Origin of the sequence: Teichococcus aestuarii (assembly GCF_042651065.1) — a bacterium.
Classification (GTDB): Bacteria; Pseudomonadota; Alphaproteobacteria; order Acetobacterales; family Acetobacteraceae; genus Pseudoroseomonas; species Pseudoroseomonas aestuarii.
Map to the genome: position 1 here is coordinate 1 of NZ_JBHSCH010000071.1, position 22019 is coordinate 22019.

The window sequence follows — 22019 nt, forward strand, 5'->3', positions numbered from 1 at the left end:
ACTGGTCCCATCAGGCTCTCCGCCGTGCCAGCCTGATCCCGGCTACCCAACCCGCCGGAACCATCGCTCCTACACCACGCGATGGGACACGACCGCGGCCGGTGCCGCTCTTCAGCAAGGGTGTGGAGTCATATGAGCGCAGTTCGGGTGCTGAGCCACGCCGATGGTGCGTAGGAACAGCGCCACACGGTGCTTCTGGGCAGCAAACAGTGTTCGATGCCCGAGCGAATCCGGGCGCGTGACGCATTGGCCTTCGCCTGCTGTTCGGAAAATGGGCGTCTCGGCGGCCTGCGGAACAGGATGCGCTCGCTCCAGCCGCGCCGCTCCAACACGTCCGGATTGCGCTTGGTGCAGTAGGCTGTGTCCGCCCAGACGCGACTGGCGGTGTTGTCGGGGTCAAGCAGGCCAGCAAAGCTGCGGCTGCCATGCTGGGCCGCAGCAGTGACCGTCCAGCGGCGGATCAGCCCGTGCCGCCGGTCGATGCCGATGTGGTTCTTGTACCCGAAATCGGGCACGGCGATCTGGGTGGCCTGGCGCTGATTGCCCTCGGGCTCGGGTTTGGCTTTGTCGCGCTTGAGCGTCCACCGCACATCGCGGTCCTTCTGTGCCGGCTTGGCCGGATGAATCCTGCTTCAGATGCGGTCGGGAGCCTGCTGTCAGCGCAGAAACTGTCGAAAGCGCCTCAAGGACAGGGCGAAGAGCGTCGCGCCAATGGCCAACATAGCAAGGAACTGCGGCCATACGACATCCAGGCCCGCCCCTCGGAACAGAACAGCCTGCGCCAACATGACAAAATGTGTGTTTGGGGCAGCCAGCATGATCGTCTGGATGATCTCCGGCATGCTCTCACGTGGTGAGGTGCCGCCGGACAGTACTTGCATCGGCAGCAAGACCAGCATCAACAGCAGGCCGAACTGCGGCATCGATCCGGCCACCGTGGCAAGGAAGATTCCAAGTGACGTCGTTGCAAAGAGCTGCAGAGCTCCTCCCGCCAGGAATAGTGCAACGGAGCCGTGGATAGGAACCGCAAGAAGCCCTTGCACGACAAAGACCATGGAAAAGGCTGTGGCGATGAGCACCACAAGGCCCATGGACCAGATCTTGCTGAGCATGATCTCGGTGGCTGTCACGGGCATGACCAGCAGATGCTCGATCGTGCCATGTTCCCGCTCCCGGATCAGTGCCGCGCCGGTCAGGATGATCGACAGCATCGTGACAGAGGAGATGACATTGGTGATGGCGCCGAACCAGCCCTTGTTAAGTTCCTGGTTGAACCGTGACCGTAGAACGAGCTCCACCGGAACTGTGGCGCCGCCACGATAGCCAGCCAGGAACTCCGCAACTTCGCTCGTGGTAATGGACTGGACGTAGCCGCCGCCTGAAAACGCCTGCGTCATCCGCGTGGCATCGATATTGAGCAGGATGGTGGGTGAGTGTCCAGCCAGGAGATCACGCTGGAAGTTGGGCGGAATGTCCAAGGCGAAGGTGTCGAGACCTGCATCCATGCGGCGATCCATCTCCGGCTGCGAGATGATGCGAGGCACGGCGAAGTACGGTGGATTGAAGGCGGTGATGATCCGCGAGGACACCGGCGACTGGTCTTCGTCCACAACAGCGATAGCCGCCTGATTCAACGTCTCCGGCATCGCCTTCGAAGCGGTGTAGATCGAGAGCGTGAAGGCATAGACGATCAGCACCAGCAGCATCGGGTCCCGGGCGAGGCCCCGCAGTTCCTTGATGCCCAGCTGTAGGATGTTCCTGCCCCGCACTGTCAGTCCGCCTGCTTCTTGAGAAGCAGGGTACCCAGCAGAAGCAGAACAGGAATAGCGATCAGCAGCGGCACGAAGTTGGCCCAGAGATCTCCGAAATCCAGTGCCTTGGAGAAGGTCCCCCGCGATATCGTCACGAAATAGGTCGTGGGATAGATCCGGCCGATCAGCGCTCCAGCGCCCTGCAGGGATGAGACGGGATCGATGATGCCTGAATACTGCACGGCGGGAATCAGGGTTAGCAGGGCGGTCCCGAAAATGGCCGCAATCTGGCTGTTCATGAAGGCCGAGATCACCAACCCTATCCCGGTCGTAGCGGTCACGTAGAGGAAGGCCGCGGCCGTGAAGGTGAGCAGGCTGCCGGTGAAAGGAACACGGAAGACAAAGATAGCGAAGGCGGTCAGCATGACAAAATTGAACATCGCCAGGGCAATGTAGGGGATCTGCTTACCCAGCAAGAATTCCAGCCGCGTGACGGGTGTCACGTAGAAATTGATGATCGAGCCCAGCTCCTTCTCCCGAACGACGCTGAGAACAGCCAGCATGGCAGGGATCATCATCAGAAGCAGCGGAATGACAGCAGGCACCATGGCCACGATGCTCTGGATATCGGGATTGTAGCGGTAGCGGACGGCCAGCTGGAAGCTGCCCGCGATGGCTGCATCACCGTAGTTCTGCCGGGCCTTCTGGGTCAGCCAGTCCTGATGCATACCCTGGACATAGCCGCGCACCGTTTCCGCCCTAGCCGGCATCGCGCCGTCGATCCACGCCCCGATCTCGATGGCCCTGCCGCGGGATACATCGCGAGCGAATCCCGGGGGAATCTCAATCGCCAGGTTCAGTTCGCCATTGCGCATCCGCCGGTCAAGATCGGCGTAATCGGCGATGGGCGGTTTTTCGGTGAAGTAGCGAGAGCCGGCGATTTGCAGGGTATAGTCGCGGCTCACCGTCGTATCGTCACGATCAAGCACGGCGAAGGACAGGTTGCCGACATCCATGTTAATGCCATAGCCGATCACGAACATCAGAATCACGCTGCCGAGAAGTGCCAAGGTCGCCCGGATGGGATCACGCCGCAGCTCCAGGGATTCCCGTTGCGTAAAGGCGAAGACCCGGCGCAGATCGAAAAAGCGGTTCCACCTGGCAACCGGGGCAGATCGAGCCGGCCTTGGGGAGATGGCCTGGACGGGTATGGCTTCCGGCTCCACGGGTTCACCGCCTGCAAGATCCCGGATTGCATCCTCCAGATAGCCGATGAAGGCTTCTTCCAGCGTCGCCGCGCCGCGCGCCTCCATAATCACGCCAGGCTTCTCGCTGATCAGCACCTTTCCCGCGTGCATGAGCGAGATGCGGTCGCAGAGCTGCGCCTCGTTCATGAAATGGGTGGAGACAAAGATCGTGACATGATCCTGGCGGGACAGATCGGAAAGGATGCGCCAGAAGCTGTCCCGCGCGATCGGATCCACGCCGGACGTCGGCTCGTCAAGGATCAGGATTTCCGGCGAATGGACCATCGCCACGGCGAGCGAAAGCCGTTGACGTATACCGAGGGGCAAGGATTCCGGCCAGGCGTCCAGCACTTCGCCAAGGCCGAAGCGGGAAACCATCTCCTCGATCCGGGCAGGAATCGATGCTGGCTCCATGCTGAAGAGCCGGGCGTGCAGCTCGAGATTCTGCCGCACCGTCAGTTCGGTGTAGAGCGAGAAGGCTTGCGACATATAGCCCACGCGGCGGCGAACCGCCATGTCGCCGGGATCGACCTCCTTACCAAAGAGGCGTGCTCGGCCTTCACTGGGGACCAGAAGGCCGGTGAGCATCTTCATGGTGGTGGTTTTGCCGCAGCCATTGGAACCGAGGAAGCCGAAGATCTCTCCCTTGCCGATGCGGAAGACTACGTCATCGACCGCGGTGAAATCGCCGAACCGCATCGTCAGATGCTCGGCCTCGATAGCGGCCTCGCCTTCCGCATCACGCCTTGGCGGGATGACAACGTCCTTGTGCCCCCGTCGCCCTTCTTCCGGCAGCAGCGCAATGAATGCCGCGTCCAGAGTTGTCGCCCCGGTCTGGCGGCGCAGCTCCTCGGGCGTTCCGGTCGCGAGCACCTGGCCCGCATCCATTGCCACCAGCCAGTCGAAGCGCTCTGCCTCCTCCATATAGGCGGTCGCGACGATGACGCTCATGCCGGGCCGGTCCTGGCGGATATCGTCGATCAGTTCCCAGAACTGCCGGCGCGACAGAGGATCCACGCCGGTCGTCGGTTCGTCCAGGATCAGCAGGTCCGGGTCATGAATGAGCGCGCAGCAGAGACCAAGCTTCTGCTTCATGCCTCCGGAGAGCTTGCCAGCTGGCCGGTTTGCAAAGGGAGACAGGCCGGTGCTGCGCAGCAGATCAGCAATCCGCCTTGCACGTTCCTGCCTGTCATGACCGAACAGCCGGCCAAAGAAGTCGACATTCTCGAAGACGGACAGGGTGGGGTAGAGATTCCTGCCCAGACCCTGCGGCATATAGGCGATCCGGGCATAGATGCTTTCCCGATGCGCCCTGTCAGCGATGTTGCCCCCCAGAACTTCGACCCGGCCCTGCTGAACGGCGCGGGCGCCTGAGATCAGGGACAGCAGACTCGATTTGCCGACGCCATCGGGCCCGATCAACCCGACCATGATGCCCGCTGGAAGGTCCAGGTTGATCCCTTCCAGGGCCAGTGTCTTGCCGTAGCGCAGGGAGACAGCCTTGATCCGCGCCACGGCTGGGCGGCCATCAGGTTCCTCGCCGAAAAATCCTGGGCCAGTCATTGCACCAACGGGCCGCTCAGGCTTGCCGGCCATTCGACCTCTGGGTTGAGCCGGACATAAGCCATGCCGGGCAGCCCGGTCTTTACCTGGCGAATATGCTGTTCAAGCAGTTCGGGCGCGATCTGCGCCCGGATGCGGAACATCAGCTTCTGCCGCTCTTCAGCCGTTTCCACCGTCTTTGGAGTGAACTGGGCGACATCAGCCACGAAGCTTGCCTTGGCGGGAATGACGTACCGGGGCGCCGCATCCAGCACAAGGCGAACCTCCGTCCCGATCTCAACGCGCCCCGCCTCACCGGTTGGCAAGAAGAAGGTCATGTAGACATCGCCCAGATCGACGAGATTGAGCACCCGGCCACCGGCCGCGAGCACCTCCCCAGGCTCGGCGATGCGATACTGAACACGTCCAGCCCGCGGCGCGATCAGGGTGCTGTCATTGATATCCGCCACGATGCTCTCGATGCTTGCTTTCGCAGCATCGACAGATGACTCTGCATCGACCACCTGTGCCCTGGCAGCGCTGATGGCCGCATCAGAGGCAGCCAGCTGCGCCCGAGCGGCGCCGACCGCAGCCCGGGCTCCCTCGTGGGCGGCGCGGTTGTCATCCAGCGTTTGGATCGAGACGGTACTGCTTGTCGCCAGTCGCTCGGACCGCGCCAGCCGCTTGGCCGCAGCATCGAGCTCCGCCTGCCGCTGTGCAACAACGGCAACAGCTGCCATCTTCTCCGCCTCACGCTGCGCCACAAGGCTCTGCGCCGTTCCAATGGCGATATTCGCGCGCCGAAGCTGAGCCTCGGCTTCGCGTTTCCGGGCTTCGAGCTGCGCGGTATCCATGTGGGCAAGTACCTGCCCTACCTCGACGAAGTCACCTTCCCGGACCAGGATGTCCCGAACCCGCCCCGCTGCCTTGGTCGAGATATCAATCTCGGTTGCCTCGATACGCCCGTTTCCGCTGGCGAATCCCTCCGGAAGGCCGCTGCCGCTGAGCTGCTTCCAGGCATAAGAGCCTGCAACAGCGATGAGCAGGGCAAGAGCTATGAGAAGCAGTCGTTTGCGACGCGCTCTCATCGCCATCTGAACTTGGGTCCGTCGTCCAGTCGGTCAGGCAATGGAATGCTCATCGCGACCCTTTTTGCGGGGGTTCGAACAGCTTTCTAAACCGAATAGAATCCTGAAGCCTGTGAGCCAGGCCTCCAATTCTGTGCTGATGTTGCCGCCTGTGGGTCAACAACAGCAAGTCGCTTTACTGTGTTCTGGCTGCCTGATCGTGGAGCATCGTCGGAATCGCTGCTGTAGGCACTTGATCGGCGCTGCAACTCATGATCGCCAGCCTCATCGGCTCCCGATGATGTCCCGCGATCAGGCACCTCCCGGATCGGCTGAGATCAATGTCGGGTTGCAATGCTCAGCCACGCCTCAGCGCCCGCTCGTACTCTCCCCGGAAAGCCTTAAGGGATGAAGCCAGTACCGTCGCCGCTCCATCCACCAGCCCGCAGCGGCCACTCCCTGGGAGAAGCTCTGCCAGGTTCTCCAGCGCCTGCAGGTCGCCGGGCCGCCCTGCCCCGGCCTCGACCCGCTCCAGGATGCGCGATACTTGGTGCGTGCCGATCTTGCAGGGCGGGCACTGGCCACAGGAATTGGCCGCGAAGAAGGCGACGTATTCCGCCGTCTTGCGCAGGATGCTGGTGCCTTCCCCCACCACGATCATCGCCCCTGTGCCGAGGCGGGAGCCACGCTTCCGCAGGTTCTCGAAATCCAGCGGCACATCGAGATCGTCCGCCGTCAGCAGGGTGTTGGAGGGGCCGCCGGTGAAGACCGCCTTGAAGGACTTGCCGCCCAGCATGCCGCCGCCCTGCTCGAAAACAAGGCTGTGGAGCGAGGTGCCCATAGGCAGTTCGTGCAGCCCTGGGCGCAGCACGTCGCCGGAGAGCGAGAAGAGCTTGGTGCCGGGTGCACCGCCAAGGCCGAGGCCACGATACCATTCCGGCCCATGACGCAGGATCTGCCCGGCATGGGCCAGGGTTTCGACATTGTTCACCAGCGTCGGCGCGCTGTTCACGCCCTTTTCCGCCGGATAGGGTGGCTTCAGCGTAGGGAAGGGAAAGCCGCCCATGACGCTGGCCACCGCCGCCGTCTCCTCGCCCCCGACATAGAGGCCGGAGCCAGTGATGACGAGGAGATGCAGCTCCTCCCCGATCGCCTCGGAGAGCCGTGCGAAGAGCGGATGTGCCTCCCATTGCGTCACCGCCTCCCGCAGCACCCGTACCGCGGCCGCCTCGCGCGGGTTGACGTAGAGGACGACATTGGCGGCCTTCACCGCCAGCGCCGCGACCAGCGCTCCCTCGATCACCTGATGCGGCGTGCGGGAAAGCAGGAAGCGGTCCTTGAAGGTGCCCGGCTCGTCCTCGTTGCCGTTGCAGACCACCCATTTGCCAGGGCCGGGCTGTGCCGCCACGGCGGACCATTTGCGGTGGGTGGGAAAGCCCGCACCGCCCAGGCCACGCAGGCCGGCGGCCTCGATGGTCGGGATGATGCCGGCAGGATCGGCCAGGGCGTTCTCCAGCCCGGCGGCGGCGCCCGCCGCCATCCAGGCGGCGAGATCGGCGCCGACGCAGATGCGCTCGTCGGTCAGGACCTTCATGCCGCCTTCCCCCGCTCGGTGGCCATGTTGAAATTTCCATAAGGTGGAAAGATCATCGGTGCCTTGAGGGTTAACGGCAGGTCCTGGGCGATCAGGGCGCGGCGCCAGTCCGCCAGATGGTTCAGCCCAATGTTGCGCGGGCGCTCTACCCGCGCATCGGTGGCAGCGGCGTGCCCGGCTCGGCGGCCGAAGGCCACCAGTTCCAGCAGGGCATTGCCCATCATGCGGTTACGGCCATGCAGCCCGCCTGTCACCTCGCCGGCGCAGAGCAGGCCGGGCACGCCGCTCCAGCCATCCGGGTCGATGGCGACGCCGCCATTCTGGTAATGCAGCGTCGGGTGGATCAGGAAGGGTTCAGCCGCCGCGTCGAAGCCGGCGCGCTGCGCCAGGTGGGCGAGCGTCGTCAGGCTCCTGCCGAGAATGCCGGGCTTCTCCCGCTCCAGGCCCGGCGTGTCGAGGAAGACGCCGGCACGGTCGCCGCGGAGAATGCCACGCCCCTCGGCGATCTCCCGCAGGATGGCGGCGGCCACCACGTCGCGCGTGCTCAGCTCATCGACGAAGCGCTCGCCCAGCCCGTTGACCAGGGCGGCGCCGGAGGCGCGGGCGGATTCGCTGACCAGCTGCCCCTCCATATGTGGCGGCCAGGCGATGCCAGTGGGATGATACTGGAAGCTGTCCACCTCACGCAGCGCGGCACCGAGGCGATAGGCCAGCACCACCCCATCCGCCGTGGCGCCATAGTGGTTGGAGGTAGGAAAACCGGCGATATGCAGCCGCCCGGCGCCACCCGTGGCCAGCACCGTGGCGCCGGCCCGGGCCAGCACTGTGCGGCCCTGGGCGAGGTCGTGCAACGCGGCACCGGCGCAGCGTCCGCGGTCGTCGGTCAGCAGTTCCAGCGCTGGGTGGCGGTCCAGCAGGGTGATGCCTGGTTGCAGCAGTACGGCCTCGCGCAGCGCCCGCATCATCTCGAGGCCGGTGAAGTCGCGGTAGGAGAGCAGCCGCGCGGCCGTGGCGCCGCCCGGCTTCCGGCGCAGCAGGCTGCCGCCCATGCGCTCGCTGCCCTCGGCGAGGTCGAAGCTCATGCCCTCCTGGATCAGCCAGCGGATCACGCCCGGGCCGTCGGAAGCCAGCGCCGCCACCAACGCCTTGTCGGCCATGAAATGACCGGCGCGCAGCGTGTCCTCGAAGTGGCGCTGCAGGCTGTCCTCATCCCCGATGGCGGCCTGGATTCCGCCCTCGGCCATCACCGTGTTGCTGTCGCCCAGGCGCAGCTTGGTGGCCAGGATCACCCGGGCCCCGGCCCGTGCCGCGGTGAGCGCGGCGACACAGCCCGCGCCGCCGCCGCCGATCACCAGCACATCCGCGTCCAGCAAGGGTGCTCCGGCGATGTCCACATCCTCGACCAGCGAGTCGGATTGCAGCAGCGCGGCCAGTTCCACCCGGCAGGGCAAGCCGGCGCTGGCACCGACACGGAGCGGCACAATGGCGCCGGGTCGGTGATCGGGATGAAAGCAGTCCAGCAGCTCGGGTACCGGCAAGGCCAGGGCCCGCGCCGGGGCTGGCATCCTGGCGCGCCAGGCAGCCAGGGCCTCGGCATGGGGGATGCCGCCGCTCATGACTGCACCGGCGGATTGGCGCCGTGCGCATCCGGGTCGATGGGCTGCCGCCCCTGCTCGATCTCGCGCAACCGGCGGATCAGGTCGGCGGGACGCAGCGTGAGCGAGGCAGCCATGCGCCGCACGAACTGGCCTAGATGCGCCGGGTCGATATGCTCGGGACAGGCGGCGACACAGAGGTTGCACATCACGCATTGATCGAAGAGTGCCGCCGCGGTGAAGGCCTCGCCTGCCGCGGAGAGGTTCACCATGCGCTGCACCTCGATGCCCTTGGGGCAGGCCCGGTCGCAGCCACTGCAATGGCGGCAGTTCTTGGCCTCTGGGAAGACGGCATCGATCTGGTCTAGCGCCGTCCAGCTATCGGTTAGCGCGTGGAGATCGTAGGCGTGCGGGCGCCGTGCCGGGAAGTGATCCAAAAAGGAGACCTGCATCCCCTCCTCTGCCTGCGTCTCGCAGGCCAGTGCGGTACCGGCCAAGCGCTCGCCCTGCCGCCGCACCAGGACACGGCAGGCGCCACAGACGCCCTGGCCCATGCAGCCGACATTCTCCGTCAGTGGCTGGCCGGCCGCCATCCAGGCCTGCAGCAGGGATGCTCCGGCTTCCGCCAGCAGAGGCTGTCCCTCGAAAACGAGGTTTATCTTTGATTCTGTGTCGGTCTTGCTTCCGCTCAAAAGAGCCTCCTCGACTACATGCCGCACAAAGCCACACGGTGCGCCGCCGATGCAGGGCTCACTGAAGAAAGCCACTTCCGGGTGGGGCTACGATCCGCCTAGAGACTGTTATGGGTCAACAATAATGCACTGAACTTATTTGGTTTCCCCCGCAAAGATCCGCCGTGGAGATTCAGCAAAATCAGGCCTTCAGCGGCAGATCTATAACAGCCTGCAGGAGAATGAATTTCTTCAGACCACAGAAAATTTCATAATGCAGTGAGAACAACACCTGAAGCCGGCAGAATATTTTGCTTGGTATACGGGCGGCGCTGCACTTGCCCTTGGCAGAGACGGTCTGGGTGCCCGGGTCCGGCAAGGGTTGAGGCGACACCGAGCGGGCGAACGACGGTACTGACGGCAGGAGAATTTACCTGTTACGCAATCCCATCAGTGAGCTACGGCTTGCCCGCTGCGCTGCATGGCTGCTGAAGCCACCGCCATCTGCCGCCCGACCGTGCATGCAGCTTATGGCGGCTGCATCTACGCCCTGGAGACAGCACCCTCTGATTCTCTGGAGATTCCTATGATCCTGATGTCACCTGCTGAACCAACATCGAACCGCAAGTTGATGTGGTTCGGCGTTGCGCTGCTGGCTTATCTGGCGGTGCTGATGCTGCCCACGCCGACGGGGCTGAGCGCCTCAGGGCAGGTGGCATTGGGGCTACTGGCCCTGGTGATCATCCTCTGGATCAGTGAATGCGTTTCTCCGGCGGCCAGCGCGGTCGTGCTCACCGGGATGGCGGTGCTGGGCCTGATGGGCAAGCCCCTGGCGGAGGGCGGCAGGGCGATGAGCTCGGCGGATGCGCTGGGGCAGATGCTTTCCGGCTTTTCTTCCTCCGCAGTGCTGCTCGTGGCCGGGGCGCTGTTTCTGGCGGTGGCCCTGAAACTGACAGGGCTGGACCGGCGCGTGGCGCTGCTGGTGATGTCTCGCGTCGGCATTTCCCCGGCGCGGCTGACGCTGGGTGCCATGATCGTCGGCTTCGTGCTGGCGCTCTTCATCCCCTCCGCCACGGCACGCGTCGGCGCGGTCATCCCGATCATGGTTGGGATCACCACCGCCCTCGGCCTGCCCGTGACGAGCAGCCTGGGCGCGACATTGATGATCGTGACGGCACAGGCCTGCTCCATCTTCAACATGGCGGTCAAGACCGGCGCGGCGCAGAACCTGATCAGCCTGAACTTCATGCAGGCCTCCTTCGGCCGCACCTTGACCTGGGGCGAATGGTTCATCACCGCTCTGCCCTTCACCCTGTCCATGTGTGCGGTGCTCTTTGTCGTCGCCCTGGTGCTGCTGCGGCCGCATGTGCCGCCGGTGGAGGAAGCGAAGCAGCGCCTGGCGGATGAGGTCGCGCAGCTCGGCCCCGTGACGCCCGCCGAGTGGCGGCTGATGCTGGTGGCACTGCTGCTGCTGGTGATGTGGTCCACCGAGGGTGTGCTGCACCCGCTGGATACCACGACGACCACCCAGCTGGGCATCGCGCTGCTGCTGATGCCGCGCATCGGCGTCATGACCTGGTCTCAGGCCGAGAAGCAGGTTCCCTGGGGCACAATCGTGCTCTTCGCCGCAGGCATCTCACTCGGCATCCTGCTCTCCCGCACCGGCGCCGCTTCCTGGCTGGCGGGCGTGACGCTGGGGCAGCTCGGTCTGGATGCGATGCCGGTCGCGCTGGTGGTAGGAGCGCTTTCCCTCTTCAGCATCCTGCTGCACCTGGGCTTCGCCTCGGCCACCGGGCTGGCAAGCACCTTGATCCCGATCATGATCGCCTTCGCCCAGACCCTGCCCTATGGGCAGGATACCGTCTTCGGCATCGTGATGATCCAGGCCATGGTGGTGTCCTTCGGCTTCATCCTGCCCACCAACGCGCCGCAGAATATGCTCTGCTATGCGACAGGCGCCTTTTCGACGCTGCAATTTGCGAAAGTCGGGATCCTGATTACGCTGGCGGGGCTGGCGCTTCTCGTCCTGTTCTCCGCAACCATCTGGCCGATGATGGGAGTTCTGTGATGCAAGGTAAGGTCGGAATCATCGGCGCCGGGCTGGTTGGCGCCGCCGCCGGCTACCTCCTGGCGAATGTGCCAGGTGTCAGCGAGATTGTGCTGCTGGACATGGACCAGACACGGGCGAGGTCGGAGGCCGCGGATATCGCCCATGCCGCTGCCTTCGGCAGCCCGGCCCTCATCCGGGCGGCCGGGGATTACGCCGATCTCGCAGGAGCGCAGGTTGTTGTGGTGACGGCCGGCACCAGCTTGAAGCCCGGCCAGACCCGGCTGGACCTGCTGGCGGCGAATGTCGGTGTCGTGGCCTCAGTGCTGGAACGGGTGCTGGCGGTGGTGCCGGATACGGTGCTGCTCTTCGCCACCAATCCGGTGGATGTAATGCCGGCCGTGGCAGTGCGGCACTTCGGCCTACCGCGCGGCCGCGCCATCGGCACCGGCTGCGCTCTGGATTCCGCCCGCTTCCGCGACCGCCTGGCGCGGCATCTGGGTGTCTCGCCCAGTTCGATCCATGCCAATGTCCTGGGCGAGCACGGCGATTCCGAGGTGCTGCACTGGAGTGGCGCGCAGATCGCCGGCATGCCGCTAGTCGATTTCGCCGCGAAGCTGGGCCACCCTCTGCCGCTTGAGTTACGGGAAGCCATGACAAAGGAGGTCAGGACCTCCGCCTACCGGATCAAGGAAGGCAAGGGCGTCTCGAATTTCGGCATCGGCGGCTGCATCGCGCGGCTCACTCGGGCCATCGTGAACGACGAGCATGTGGTCTTCAGCGTCTCCACCTTCATGGAGGAGTTGTTGGGGGTGGAGGAGACCTGCGTTTCGTTGCCCCATGTGCTTTCCGCCCAGGGGGCCTCGGAGCCATTCCTGCCGCCACTCGACAGAGCGGAGGAAGCGGCGCTGCGGCACAGCGCCGGGGTGCTGTGTGAGGCGATCCGGGCCGGGCTCGGGGCGCTCCCACCCAAGGCCCTGGATAGCCGGGCATAAAGCAACCACGGACCACCGTGCTGCCCGAGCAACCGGGAGCGGGCAAGGAGCATGACCGGCATGGACGCGCAGCAGGACGGGGTCCAGCCCTACCGGCAGGCGGCAGCCGAGGTTCTGGCGGGCCTCGGCACGGATCCGCAGCGGGGCCTCTCAGAGGCGGAGGCGCAGCGGCGGCTGGCCCGGCATGGCCGCAACGAGCTGGCCGGCGAGAAGCCGGTCCCGGCTTGGCGCAAGCTCCTCGCCCAGTTCCAGGACATGCTGGTCATCCTGCTGCTGGCCGCCGCCCTCGTCTCTGCCACGCTCTGGCTAATTGAGCGCGACGCGGCGCTGCCCTACGAGGCCATGGCGATCCTGGCCGTGGTGCTGCTCAACGCCGCCATGGGCTATTTCCAGCGGGCGCGGGCCGAGCAGGCGGTGGCCGCGCTGCGCCAGATGTCGGCCGCCCAGGCCAGGGTGGTCCGAGACGGCGCGCAGCGGAGCATACCTGCGGCCGAGCTGGTGCCCGGCGACCTCATCCTGGTCGAGGAAGGCGATACCATCCCGGCGGATGCCCGGATCGTCCATTCCGCCGCCCTGCAGACCGCCGAGGCCGCGCTGACGGGCGAGAGCCTGCCTGTCCCGAAGCAGGCCGAGGCCCTGGCGGTGGAGGCCGGCCCGGGTGACCGGGCCAACATGCTCTTCAGCGGCACGGCCGCCGCCTACGGCCATGGCCGCGCGGTGGTCACGGCGACCGGCATGCGGACGGAGATGGGCCGCATCGCCGGCATGCTGAAATCGGCACCGGAGGAGAGGACGCCGCTGCAGCGGGAGCTGGACCGCGTCGGCCGCATGCTCGGGACGATCGTCATCGCCATCGCCGTGGTGATGGTGGGCACCATCCTCCTGGTGGAGGATGTGCGTGGCGCGCGGGCCATCTTCGACGTGCTGATCCTCGGCGTCGCCCTGGCCGTCGCGGCGGTGCCGGAAGGGCTGCCGGCGGTGGTCACGGCCGTGCTCTCCGTCGGCGTGCAGCGCATGGCCCGGCGCAAGGCCATCGTCCGCCACCTCGCCGCGGTGGAGACGCTGGGCTCGGCCGATGTCATCGCCTCCGACAAGACCGGCACGCTGACACGCAACGAGATGACGGTGCGCCGCGTCGTCACCGCGAGCGGCAGCGTGGAGGTGGAGGGGGCCGGCTACGCGCCCGTGGGCGGGGTGCGGGGCGTAGAGGGCGGTGCCGTCGAGGGTGGCCTGCGGACGGAACTGCTGCGCACCCTGTCGGCGGCCGAGCGCGCCAACAACGCCGTGCTGCAGGAGGCGGAGGACGGGCGCTGGACGGTGCAGGGAGACCCGACCGAGGGTGCGCTGATCGTCACCGCGCGCAAGGCGGGGCTGGACAGCGGGGCGCTGGAGGCGCGCTTCCCCCGCATCGGGGAAGTGCCCTTCTCGTCCGAGCGCAAGCTCATGAGCACCCTGCACCGGGATGCCCGGCGCCAGGGCCGCCTGACCGCCTTCACCAAGGGCGCGCCGGACGTGCTGCTGGAGCGCTGCACGCACGAGCTGGTGGGCGAGGAGGCGCAGCCGCTGAGCGCCGAGCGCCGGGCCAGCATCCTGTGCGCCAACGAGGCGCTCGCCGGCCAGGCCCTGCGGACCCTTGGCGTCGCCTTCCGCTCCCTGCCGCAGGACGGCACCGCCCGGGAGCTTCTGGGCGAGGAGCTCGAGCAAGGGCTCGTCTTCCTCGGGCTGATCGGCATGATCGACCCGCCGCGCGAGGAGGCGAAGCTGGCCGTGGCGCGGGCCCGCGGTGCCGGCATCCGCCCCATCATGATCACCGGCGACCACCCCGGCACGGCGGCGGCGATCGCCCGCGAGCTGGGCATCGCCCATGACGCGGGCGTGGTGACGGGGACGGAGCTGCAGGCGATGCCGGATGACGCGCTGAGCCGCACCGTCCGCCAGGTCTCGGTCTATGCGCGGGTCAATCCGGAGCACAAGCTGCGCATCGTCCGCACGCTCCAGCGCCATGGCGCGACCATGGCGATGACCGGGGATGGCGTGAACGACGCGCCGGCGCTGAAGGCCGCCGATATCGGCGTGGCCATGGGCATCACCGGCACGGATGTCTCGAAGGAGGCGGCAGATATCGTGCTGGCCGACGACAACTTCGCCACGATCGTCGCCGCCGTGGAGGAAGGCCGCGCCATCTTCGCCAACATCCGCAAGTTCCTCCGCTACCTGCTGTCGTCGAATATCGGCGAGGTGGCGACGATGTTCTTCGGCGTGGTGCTGGCCGATCACATCGGCCTGGCATCCACGGCGGGCGGCGCCGTGGCGCTGCCGCTGCTGGCGACACAGATCCTGTGGATCAACCTCGTCACGGATGGCGCGCCCGCCCTGGCGCTCGGCATGGATCCGGCCGATGCGGGCGCCATGTCCCGGCCGCCCCGTCCCCGCGGCGAGGGCGTCGTCACCCCCCGCATGTGGGCCGGCATCGTCTTCGTCGGCGCCATCATGGCGGCGGGGACGCTGCTTGTGCTCGACGCATCGCTCCCGGGCGGGATGATCGCGGGCTCAGGCGACCTGCCCTACGCGCAGACCATGGCTTTCACGACGCTGACCCTGTTCCAGCTCTTCAACGTCCTGAACGCGCGGTCCGACGAGGAAAGCGCCTTCCGCGGCCTCTTCGTCAATCCCTGGCTCTGGGCCGCCATCCTCTTCTCGCTGATGCTCCATGTCGCGGTGGTCCACCTGCCCTTCCTCCAGCAGGCCTTCTCCACCGTGCCGCTGAGCCTGAGCGACTGGCTGGTCTGCGTGGCCGCCGCAAGCTCGGTGCTCTGGCTGCGGGAGCTGAGCAAGCTGATGAGCCGGGCGAGGCTGGTGGCCCTGACCCGCTGAACTGGTCCGCCCAGGGTGCAATTTTTTCGGGCACTCTGATTCCTGGAACCACATGCTAGCCGCCTGCACAGCGCAGCCTTGCCACCCATGCTGCAACGTGGGCTACAAGTGACCATGACCGACCGCCAGGCAGACATACGGCCGCAACGCAGCCTGATGCGCGAGTGTGCGGGCGCCTGCGGCGATCTCGGCACCTTCGTGCCGCATGTGATCGGTGCCATGACCGTGGCGGGGCTCGCTCCGGCGGGGGTCCTCTTCGGCTTCGGCGTGTCCTTTGTCGCGGCCGGATTGTTCTACGGCCTCCCCATGGCCGTCCAGCCCATGAAGGCGGTCTCCGCCGTCCTGCTGACGGGGCAGCTCAATCTCGAGGCCACGGCCGCCGCCGGGCTCGTCATCGGCGCCGTCCTGCTGCTCCTCGGTGCGACCGGCCTCATCGGCCGGGTGGCACGGCTCATCCCGCAGTCGGTGACCGCCGGACTGCAGCTCGGCCTCGGGCTGATGATGGGCTGGCTGGGCCTGACGATGGTGCTCCAGACGCCCTGGATCGGGTTTCCGGCCCTTGCCTTGCTGTTCGGTGTGCCGCGCCTCTGGCCGCAGGCGCCGGTGGCACCCCTTGTCCTGATAGCAGCCGTCGCGGTGGGCCTCTCCACCGGCCTCACCCCTACCCCGGAGGTCGCCGGGTTCAGCCTGCACCTGCCCCGCCTGGTGCTGCCGGAGAGCTGGAGCGTGGTCTGGCAGGCCGTAGAGATGGCGGCCCTTCCGCAGATGCCGCTCACTCTGACGAATGCCGTCATCGTCACCGCCGCCATCTGCCGCGATCTCTACCCGGACCGGGCCAACCGCGCGACGGTGCGCAACCTCGCCCTGACGTCTGGGGCCATGAACCTCCTGCTCGCCCCTTTCGGCGCCATGCCGATGTGCCACGGAGCCGGGGGCATCACCGCGCAACACCGCTTCGGAGCCCGCACGGGGCTGGCGCCGGTTCTCTTCGGGGCGGTCCTGCTGGTCCTGGCGCTCGGCTTCGCGGGCAGCGCTGCCGCCCTGTTCGCAACCATCCCCCTGAGTGCCGTCGGGGCGCTGCTGCTGGTCGCAGGAACCGACCTCGCCCTGTCGCGGCGCCTCTTCGATGCCCGTCCGGATTGCTGGCCCGTGATCGGCGTCACGGCTGTGGCGACGGCACTGTTCAACCCGGCCCTGGGCCTCATGGCGGGTTGGGGCATGGAGGTCATGCGGGGCACCGTGAAGCGGCTCCGCGCTCCCACGCAAGGCTGAGAGAGTGTTCCGCACCCCAGGAGCATTTCCAGGCGGCTGGTCTCCTGCTGCACAGGCCCGATAAATCACCTTAGGAATCAACGGCATATGGTGAATTTCCACCCCGTATCGATTGATGCCTCTCAGGTGCATTTCGGGGCATCAGACATTTAAGCTCCTGTCAGACGTTGACATTAAGTTGCATCCGCATTTTCTGCGCCAAGGCCAGAACCATGGAGCTTCCGTTGCGCCTCTTCCTGCGTGCAGCCCTTTGCATGCTGCTCCTGACCACCGCCGCGGCTGCGCAGGAACGGCCTCTGCGCGTGGTCGCTCCCTTTGAGATCCTCGGCCTCGAGCCTGCCCAGGCCGGGCACATCTTCCTGCGGATGGACGTGGCCGAGACCCTGGTCAGCTTCGACCGGCAGGGCCAGGCCGTGCCTGCCCTGGCGCAAGGCTGGACCCTGTCGGACGACCGCAAGGTCTGGCGCTTCACGCTGCGCGACAAGGCCCGCTTTCATGACGAGACGCCTGTGACCGCCGAGGCCGTCGTGACCAGCCTGGAGCGCTCGCGCGGCAAGGGCGGCGTGCTGAACCAGGTCGCACTGGACTCGATCTCCGCCGAGGATGGCACGGTCGTCATCCGCACGCGCGAGCCTTTCGCGCCGCTGCCGGCCTTCCTGGCCAACTACTCCTCCATCATCCTCGCTCCCTCATCGCTGGATGCGGCCGGCAATGTCACCCGCATCGTGGCAACCGGCCCCTACCGCGTAAGCCGCCTCGCGCCGCCGCTCAGCCTGGAGACGGAGCGTTCGCCCTCCTGGAGCGGGCCGGCGCCCGCCTTCACGCGCGCCTCCTATCTCTCAGTGGCGCAAGGGGAGAGCCGCGCCACCATGGCGGAAAGCGGCGAGGCGGACCTGGCCTTCACCCTGCCGCCCACCGCCATGCGCCGCCTCGCCGGCAATCCCCGGATCGCGCTGCGTTCCGAGCCGGTGCCGCGCACGCGGATCATGCTGGTCAATTCCGGCGACCCGCTGCTCTCCGACCCGCGGGCGCGGCGTGCCCTCAGCCTGGCGGTCGATCGCGCCGGCATGGCCGCCGGCATTCTGCGCAACCCCGCGGCCGCCGCCACGCAGCTCCTGCCGCCGGTGCTGGCCGGTTGGCATGACCCGAGCCTGCCGCCTCTGGCGCACGACCCCGCCGAGGCCCGCCGGCTGCTGGCGGAGCTGGGCTGGCGCCCCGGAGCCGACGGCATCCTCGTCCGCGACGGCCGCCGCTTCCGGCTCAGCCTGCGCACGGTGACCGTGTTCCCCGAGCTGCCCATCATGGCCACCGCAATCCAGGCGCAGCTGCGCGAGGTCGGCATCGAGGTGGATGTCCAGGCGGTCGGCGGCGCCGAAATTCCGGCGGCACACGCCGATGGCTCGCTGCAACTGGCGCTCGCCGCGCGTAACTACGCGCTGGTGCCCGAGCCGCTCGGTGTGCTGCAGGAGGATTTCGGCCCGAAGGGCGGCGTCTGGGGCGCGATGGGCTGGTCCTCCCCGGCCCTGCTCGACGCCTTCCGCAAGCCGAGCACGACCTTCGAGCCGGCGGAGCGCGAGGCGCCGCGCCGCCTCGTCACGCGGATCCTGCAGGAGGAGCTGCCGGTCATCCCGCTCTCCTGGCTGGACTACAATTTCGCGGTGAGCCAGCGCGTCACCGACGTGCGCTTCGATCCCTACGAGCTCAGCTACGGGCTGCGCGACATCCGCCCCGCCCGATAGGAGTTCCGGGATGTTCGTCGCCCGGCTGCTGGCCGCGCGGGCGTTGCAGGCGGTTGCCGCGGCGCTGTGCGTCGGCTGCTTCAGCTTTCTGTTGATGCAGCTCCTGCCGGGCGACGTGGCTTTCCGCGTGGCGGCCTCGCGTTACAGCGCGGACCTGATGTCCATGCAACTCGCCGACGCGGTGCGGGGCACGCTGGGGCTCGACCGGCCCTGGCCACTGCGCCTGCTGGATTGGCTGCGGCAGGTCGCCGCGCTCGATTTCGGCCGCTCCCTGGTCAGCAACCGCCCGGTTCTGGTGGAGGTGGGCGAGCAGCTCGGGCGTTCCCTCGCCCTGGCCGGGCTGGCCCTGGCGATGACCGTGGCGCTGGCGCTGCCGGTCGGCATCCTTGCCGGCCTGTCGCCGGGCGGATGGTTCGACAGGCTGTCCCTGGGCGTGGCCACGCTGTGCCGCACTGTGCCGACCTATGCGCTCTGCATCGTGGCCACCGCGATCTTCGCGGTGCGGCTGGGCTGGTTTCCCTCCGCCGGCTTTTCCGGCTGGTCCTCCCTGGTGCTGCCGGCGGCCGTCCTCAGCCTTGGCATGGCGGCCGTCACCTCCCGCGTGATGCGTGACAGCCTGGCCCGGACGGAACGCACCGCCTATTTCCGCTACGGCCGGCAGAAGGGCCTGCCGGAGTGGCTGGTGGTGTGGCGGCACGGGCTGCGCAACGCGCTGATCCCCGTGGTGGCGGTGCTGGGCCAGCAGACCATGGTGCTGATCGAGGGCGTGGTGGTGGTGGAAACGCTGTTCGCTTTTCCCGGCATCGGCCAGGCGATCGTGCGCGCCGTTTTCTCCAGCGACGTGCCGATGATCCAGGGCACAGCCCTGGCGCTTGGCCTGATCTTCGTGGTTGTGAACACAATGGTCGATCTGGTCTGCCACTGGCTGGACCCGCGGGCGCGGAGCGCCCGATGAGGCGGCCGGTGCTCCGCCGCATGGGTGCCGGCCGCTGGGTTGGGGCGGTTCTGCTCGCCGCCATCGCGGGTTTCGCACTTCTCGGCCCCTGGCTGATCGCGGCTGATCCGAACCGGCAGAACCTCTTCAATATCCTGGCGCCCTTCGGGGGCAGCGATCCGCTGGGCACGGACCAGCTCGGCCGCAGCATGCTGGCCCGGCTCGCCGCAGCCTCCCGCCTGTCGTTGTCGCTGGCGCTTGCGACGGTCGCCGGCGCCGCCGTGACGGGCGTACTGCTCGGCCTGCTGGCCGCCGCGGGCGGCCGCCTGGCCGACCGCGCCCTCTCGCTGCTGGCCGACGGGGTCATGGCGCTGCCCAGCGTGCTGCTGGTGCTGCTGTTCGCCAGCCTGGGGCCGGGGAATTTCGTGTTCATCTATCTCGGCCTGGCGAGCTACCAGTGGGTCGAGTATTTCCGCGTCACCCGCTCGGTCGCCGCCTTCGAGCTGCGGCGGCCGCATGTCGAGGCGGCGCGGCTGAACGGCTTCTCGCGCCTCTACGTGGCGCGGCACCTGCTGTTGCCGCCGCTGGCACCGGTGCTGAGCACGCTGATGGCGTTCAACTTGGGCACGGCCATCTTCACCATCTCCGCCCTGTCGGTGATCGGCATCGGCCTCCGCCCGCCCGTGGCCGAATGGGGCACCATGACGATCGAGCTGCTCCCGTACTACGCCGAGGCGCCGTGGCACGCGCTGCTCCCCACCGCGATGGTGGCACTGACCGTGCTGTCCCTCCACCTGCTGGCCGGGCGCGGTTCACGGTGACCCGGGGGCTGCGCGTCGAGCGGCTGGCGGTCCGGGGCGCCGGCGGACCCATCGTGCAGGAGGTGTCCTTCGCGGTGCAGCCGGGCGGCACCTTCACCCTGCTGGGCGAGAGCGGCTCGGGCAAGTCGTTGGTGCTGCACGCGCTGATGGGCACGCTGCCGGAGGAGCTGCAGGCCAGCGGCCGGGCCTTCTGGGGCGATACGGACCTGCTGGCGCTGCCGCAGCGCCAGCGCCGCGCCCTTTGGGGGCGGGAGCTCTGCCTGCTTCCGCAGGAGCCCTGGCTGGCGCTCGACCCCTCGATGCGCGCGGTGGAGCAGGTGAGCGAGGTGCATCGGTATGTCCGCAGGAAGGGCTTGGGGGCGGCGCGGCGTCTGGCGCTGGCGGGGCTGGCGGCGTTCGGCCTCGATGGCGCCAGCGGCCGGCGCTACCCGCACCAGCTCTCGGGCGGCATGTGCCAGCGCGTGGCACTCGCCACGGCCCAGGTGGGAGAGGGCGGACTTTTCCTGGCGGACGAGCCAACCAAGGGATTGGACGCCGATCGGGTGGAGGAGGTGGCCAGAGGCCTTCAGTCAGCCTCGGCTCAGGGCCAGACCACCATCGTGGTCACGCACGACCTCGCGCTGGCCGAGCGGCTCGGCGGCGAGGCGGCGGTGCTGCTCGAAGGCAGGCTTCTGGAGCAGGGGCCGGTCTCCCGTATCCTGACGGCACCCTCGCACGACTACACGCGCGCGCTGATCGGCGCCTTGCCGGCCAATTGGCCGGACCGGCCCCGGGCGAGTTCGGGAGGTAGCCCGGTGGTGGTGGGCAGAGGGCTTGCCAAGACCTACGAGGAACGGACTTTGTTCGCCGGGTTGGATCTCGAGGTGCCTGCTGGCGAGATCGTCTCCGTCACCGGCGCAAGCGGTTGTGGGAAGTCGACACTGGGTAACATCCTGCTGGGCTTGTGCCGCCCCGACCATGGCAAGGTATGGCATCAACCCGGCGTTGCGCGACACCGCTTCCAGAAGCTCTATCAGGACCCGCCCAGTTCCTTCGCGCCGCATCTGCCGGTGGGACGGGGCTATACCGATCTTGCAAAGCTGCACGAAATCTCCCTGGGCAGCCTCTTGCCCATCCTTGACCGGCTTGGCTTGGCAGGAAGCCTGCTCGAGCGGCTTCCGGGACAACTATCCGGCGGCGAACTGCAGCGCTTGTCGCTAGCGCGCTCGCTTTTCCTCCGCCCTCTCTTTCTTTTTGCGGACGAGCCAAGTTCACGCCTCGATCCCTTGGCACAGCAGCGGGTCATCCAGCTGCTCGACGAACTTGCCGAGGAAAAGCGCCTGGCTGTGCTTCTCGTGACCCATGACGAGGCTATCGCGGCAAAAATTTCTAATATTCGTTTGAGCTTTTGAGGTTATATATTTCCTCTTTTATGGATTTCTACTCTATCTGAGCCTTCTAGAGGCTGTTATGGACCTGCGGGTGGGTCACGATCAGGCTGCGGGGCATGAGTGCCCGCAAGCCCCAGCCCTCTGACGTTTCCGACGACGAACGGGCGCTGGTCGCGCCCTGCCTGACGCTGCGGCCCGAGGTCGCCGGGCAGCACGAGCACAGCCTGCGCGAAGCGTTCAACGGCCTGCGCTACGTGATCAAGACCGGCGCACCCCGGCGCTGGATGCCGAACGACCTGCCGCCTTGGGCGGCAGTCTGTCAGCAGGCACAGCACTGGCTGGCGGCAGGCTGCTTCGAAGCCCTGGCCGAGGATCTGCGGACGGTGCTGCGCCTGGCCGCTGGGCGAAAGGCGCAGCCAGCGCTGCCATCCTGAACAGCCGCACGCTACGCTCCTTGCCGGAAAGCGGCGAGCGGGCGGGCTATGATGGAGCCAAGCGCA

The 22019-nt window shown here is 67.1% G+C and carries 15 protein-coding genes and 1 pseudogene; 9 read left to right on the top strand and 7 right to left on the bottom strand.

The window, feature by feature from the left end; translation table 11 throughout:
• Window positions 1-128: 128 nt before the first annotated feature.
• The 7 genes from ACFOY6_RS20210 to ACFOY6_RS20240 form a co-directional block, all read right to left on the bottom strand.
• Complete coding sequence (locus ACFOY6_RS20210) at window positions 129-590, bottom strand: transposase (protein WP_379652066.1); 462 nt, start codon at window positions 588-590, stop codon at window positions 129-131.
• A gap of 66 nt (window positions 591-656) precedes the next feature.
• Window positions 657-1769 (bottom strand): ABC transporter permease, encoded by a 1113-nt coding sequence (locus ACFOY6_RS20215; protein ID WP_379637368.1) that lies wholly within the window; start codon window positions 1767-1769, stop codon window positions 657-659.
• 2 nt (window positions 1770-1771) lie between these two features.
• The gene (gene rbbA / locus ACFOY6_RS20220) at window positions 1772-4561 is read right to left on the bottom strand and encodes a ribosome-associated ATPase/putative transporter RbbA (RefSeq protein ID WP_379652074.1); all 2790 of its coding nucleotides are present in this window, start codon (window positions 4559-4561) and stop codon (window positions 1772-1774) included.
• On the bottom strand, window positions 4558-5634 hold the full coding sequence (locus ACFOY6_RS20225; RefSeq protein ID WP_456316822.1) for an HlyD family secretion protein: 1077 nt from the start codon (window positions 5632-5634) through the stop codon (window positions 4558-4560). The genes rbbA and ACFOY6_RS20225 overlap by 4 nt, the downstream gene beginning before the upstream one ends.
• Window positions 5635-5965: 331 nt before the next feature.
• The gene (locus ACFOY6_RS20230; RefSeq protein WP_379639297.1) at window positions 5966-7201 is read right to left on the bottom strand and encodes an NADH-ubiquinone oxidoreductase-F iron-sulfur binding region domain-containing protein; all 1236 of its coding nucleotides are present in this window, start codon (window positions 7199-7201) and stop codon (window positions 5966-5968) included.
• On the bottom strand, window positions 7198-8817 hold the full coding sequence (locus ACFOY6_RS20235) for an FAD-binding protein (protein WP_379652067.1): 1620 nt from the start codon (window positions 8815-8817) through the stop codon (window positions 7198-7200). Before ACFOY6_RS20235 ends, ACFOY6_RS20230 begins: the two co-directional genes overlap by 4 nt.
• On the bottom strand, window positions 8814-9488 hold the full coding sequence (locus ACFOY6_RS20240) for a 4Fe-4S dicluster domain-containing protein (protein ID WP_379652068.1): 675 nt from the start codon (window positions 9486-9488) through the stop codon (window positions 8814-8816). The genes ACFOY6_RS20235 and ACFOY6_RS20240 overlap by 4 nt, the downstream gene beginning before the upstream one ends.
• 565 nt (window positions 9489-10053) lie before the next feature.
• On the opposite strand from ACFOY6_RS20240, the gene ACFOY6_RS20245 reads away from it, so the two are divergent.
• The 9 genes and pseudogenes from ACFOY6_RS20245 to ACFOY6_RS20285 form a co-directional block, all read left to right on the top strand.
• Window positions 10054-11535, top strand: coding sequence for a DASS family sodium-coupled anion symporter (locus tag ACFOY6_RS20245; RefSeq protein WP_109519296.1), 1482 nt, complete (start codon window positions 10054-10056; stop codon window positions 11533-11535).
• Window positions 11535-12509, top strand: a complete 975-nt coding sequence (locus ACFOY6_RS20250; protein ID WP_379652069.1) for a lactate/malate family dehydrogenase — start codon at window positions 11535-11537, stop codon at window positions 12507-12509. The genes ACFOY6_RS20245 and ACFOY6_RS20250 overlap by 1 nt, the downstream gene beginning before the upstream one ends.
• Before the next feature lie 51 nt (window positions 12510-12560).
• On the top strand, window positions 12561-15383 hold the full coding sequence (locus ACFOY6_RS20255) for a cation-translocating P-type ATPase (RefSeq protein WP_379652070.1): 2823 nt from the start codon (window positions 12561-12563) through the stop codon (window positions 15381-15383).
• Window positions 15384-15497: 114 nt separating this feature from the next.
• A complete protein-coding gene (locus ACFOY6_RS20260) occupies window positions 15498-16655 on the top strand; it encodes a putative sulfate/molybdate transporter (protein ID WP_379652071.1) in 1158 nt (385 codons plus the stop codon).
• A 302-nt stretch (window positions 16656-16957) separates the two neighbouring features.
• Window positions 16958-18394, top strand: coding sequence for an ABC transporter substrate-binding protein (locus ACFOY6_RS20265; RefSeq protein WP_379652072.1), 1437 nt, complete (start codon window positions 16958-16960; stop codon window positions 18392-18394).
• A 10-nt stretch (window positions 18395-18404) separates the two neighbouring features.
• Entirely contained in the window at window positions 18405-19349 is a 945-nt protein-coding gene (locus tag ACFOY6_RS20270) for an ABC transporter permease (RefSeq protein WP_379639242.1), read from the top strand.
• A gap of 8 nt (window positions 19350-19357) precedes the next feature.
• A complete protein-coding gene (locus tag ACFOY6_RS20275) occupies window positions 19358-20149 on the top strand; it encodes an ABC transporter permease (RefSeq protein WP_379652073.1) in 792 nt (263 codons plus the stop codon).
• Window positions 20146-21540 (top strand): ABC transporter ATP-binding protein, encoded by a 1395-nt coding sequence (locus tag ACFOY6_RS20280; protein WP_379639233.1) that lies wholly within the window; start codon window positions 20146-20148, stop codon window positions 21538-21540. The genes ACFOY6_RS20275 and ACFOY6_RS20280 overlap by 4 nt, the downstream gene beginning before the upstream one ends.
• Before the next feature lie 95 nt (window positions 21541-21635).
• A pseudogene (locus ACFOY6_RS20285) lies at window positions 21636-22019 on the top strand (transposase); the annotation flags it as partial.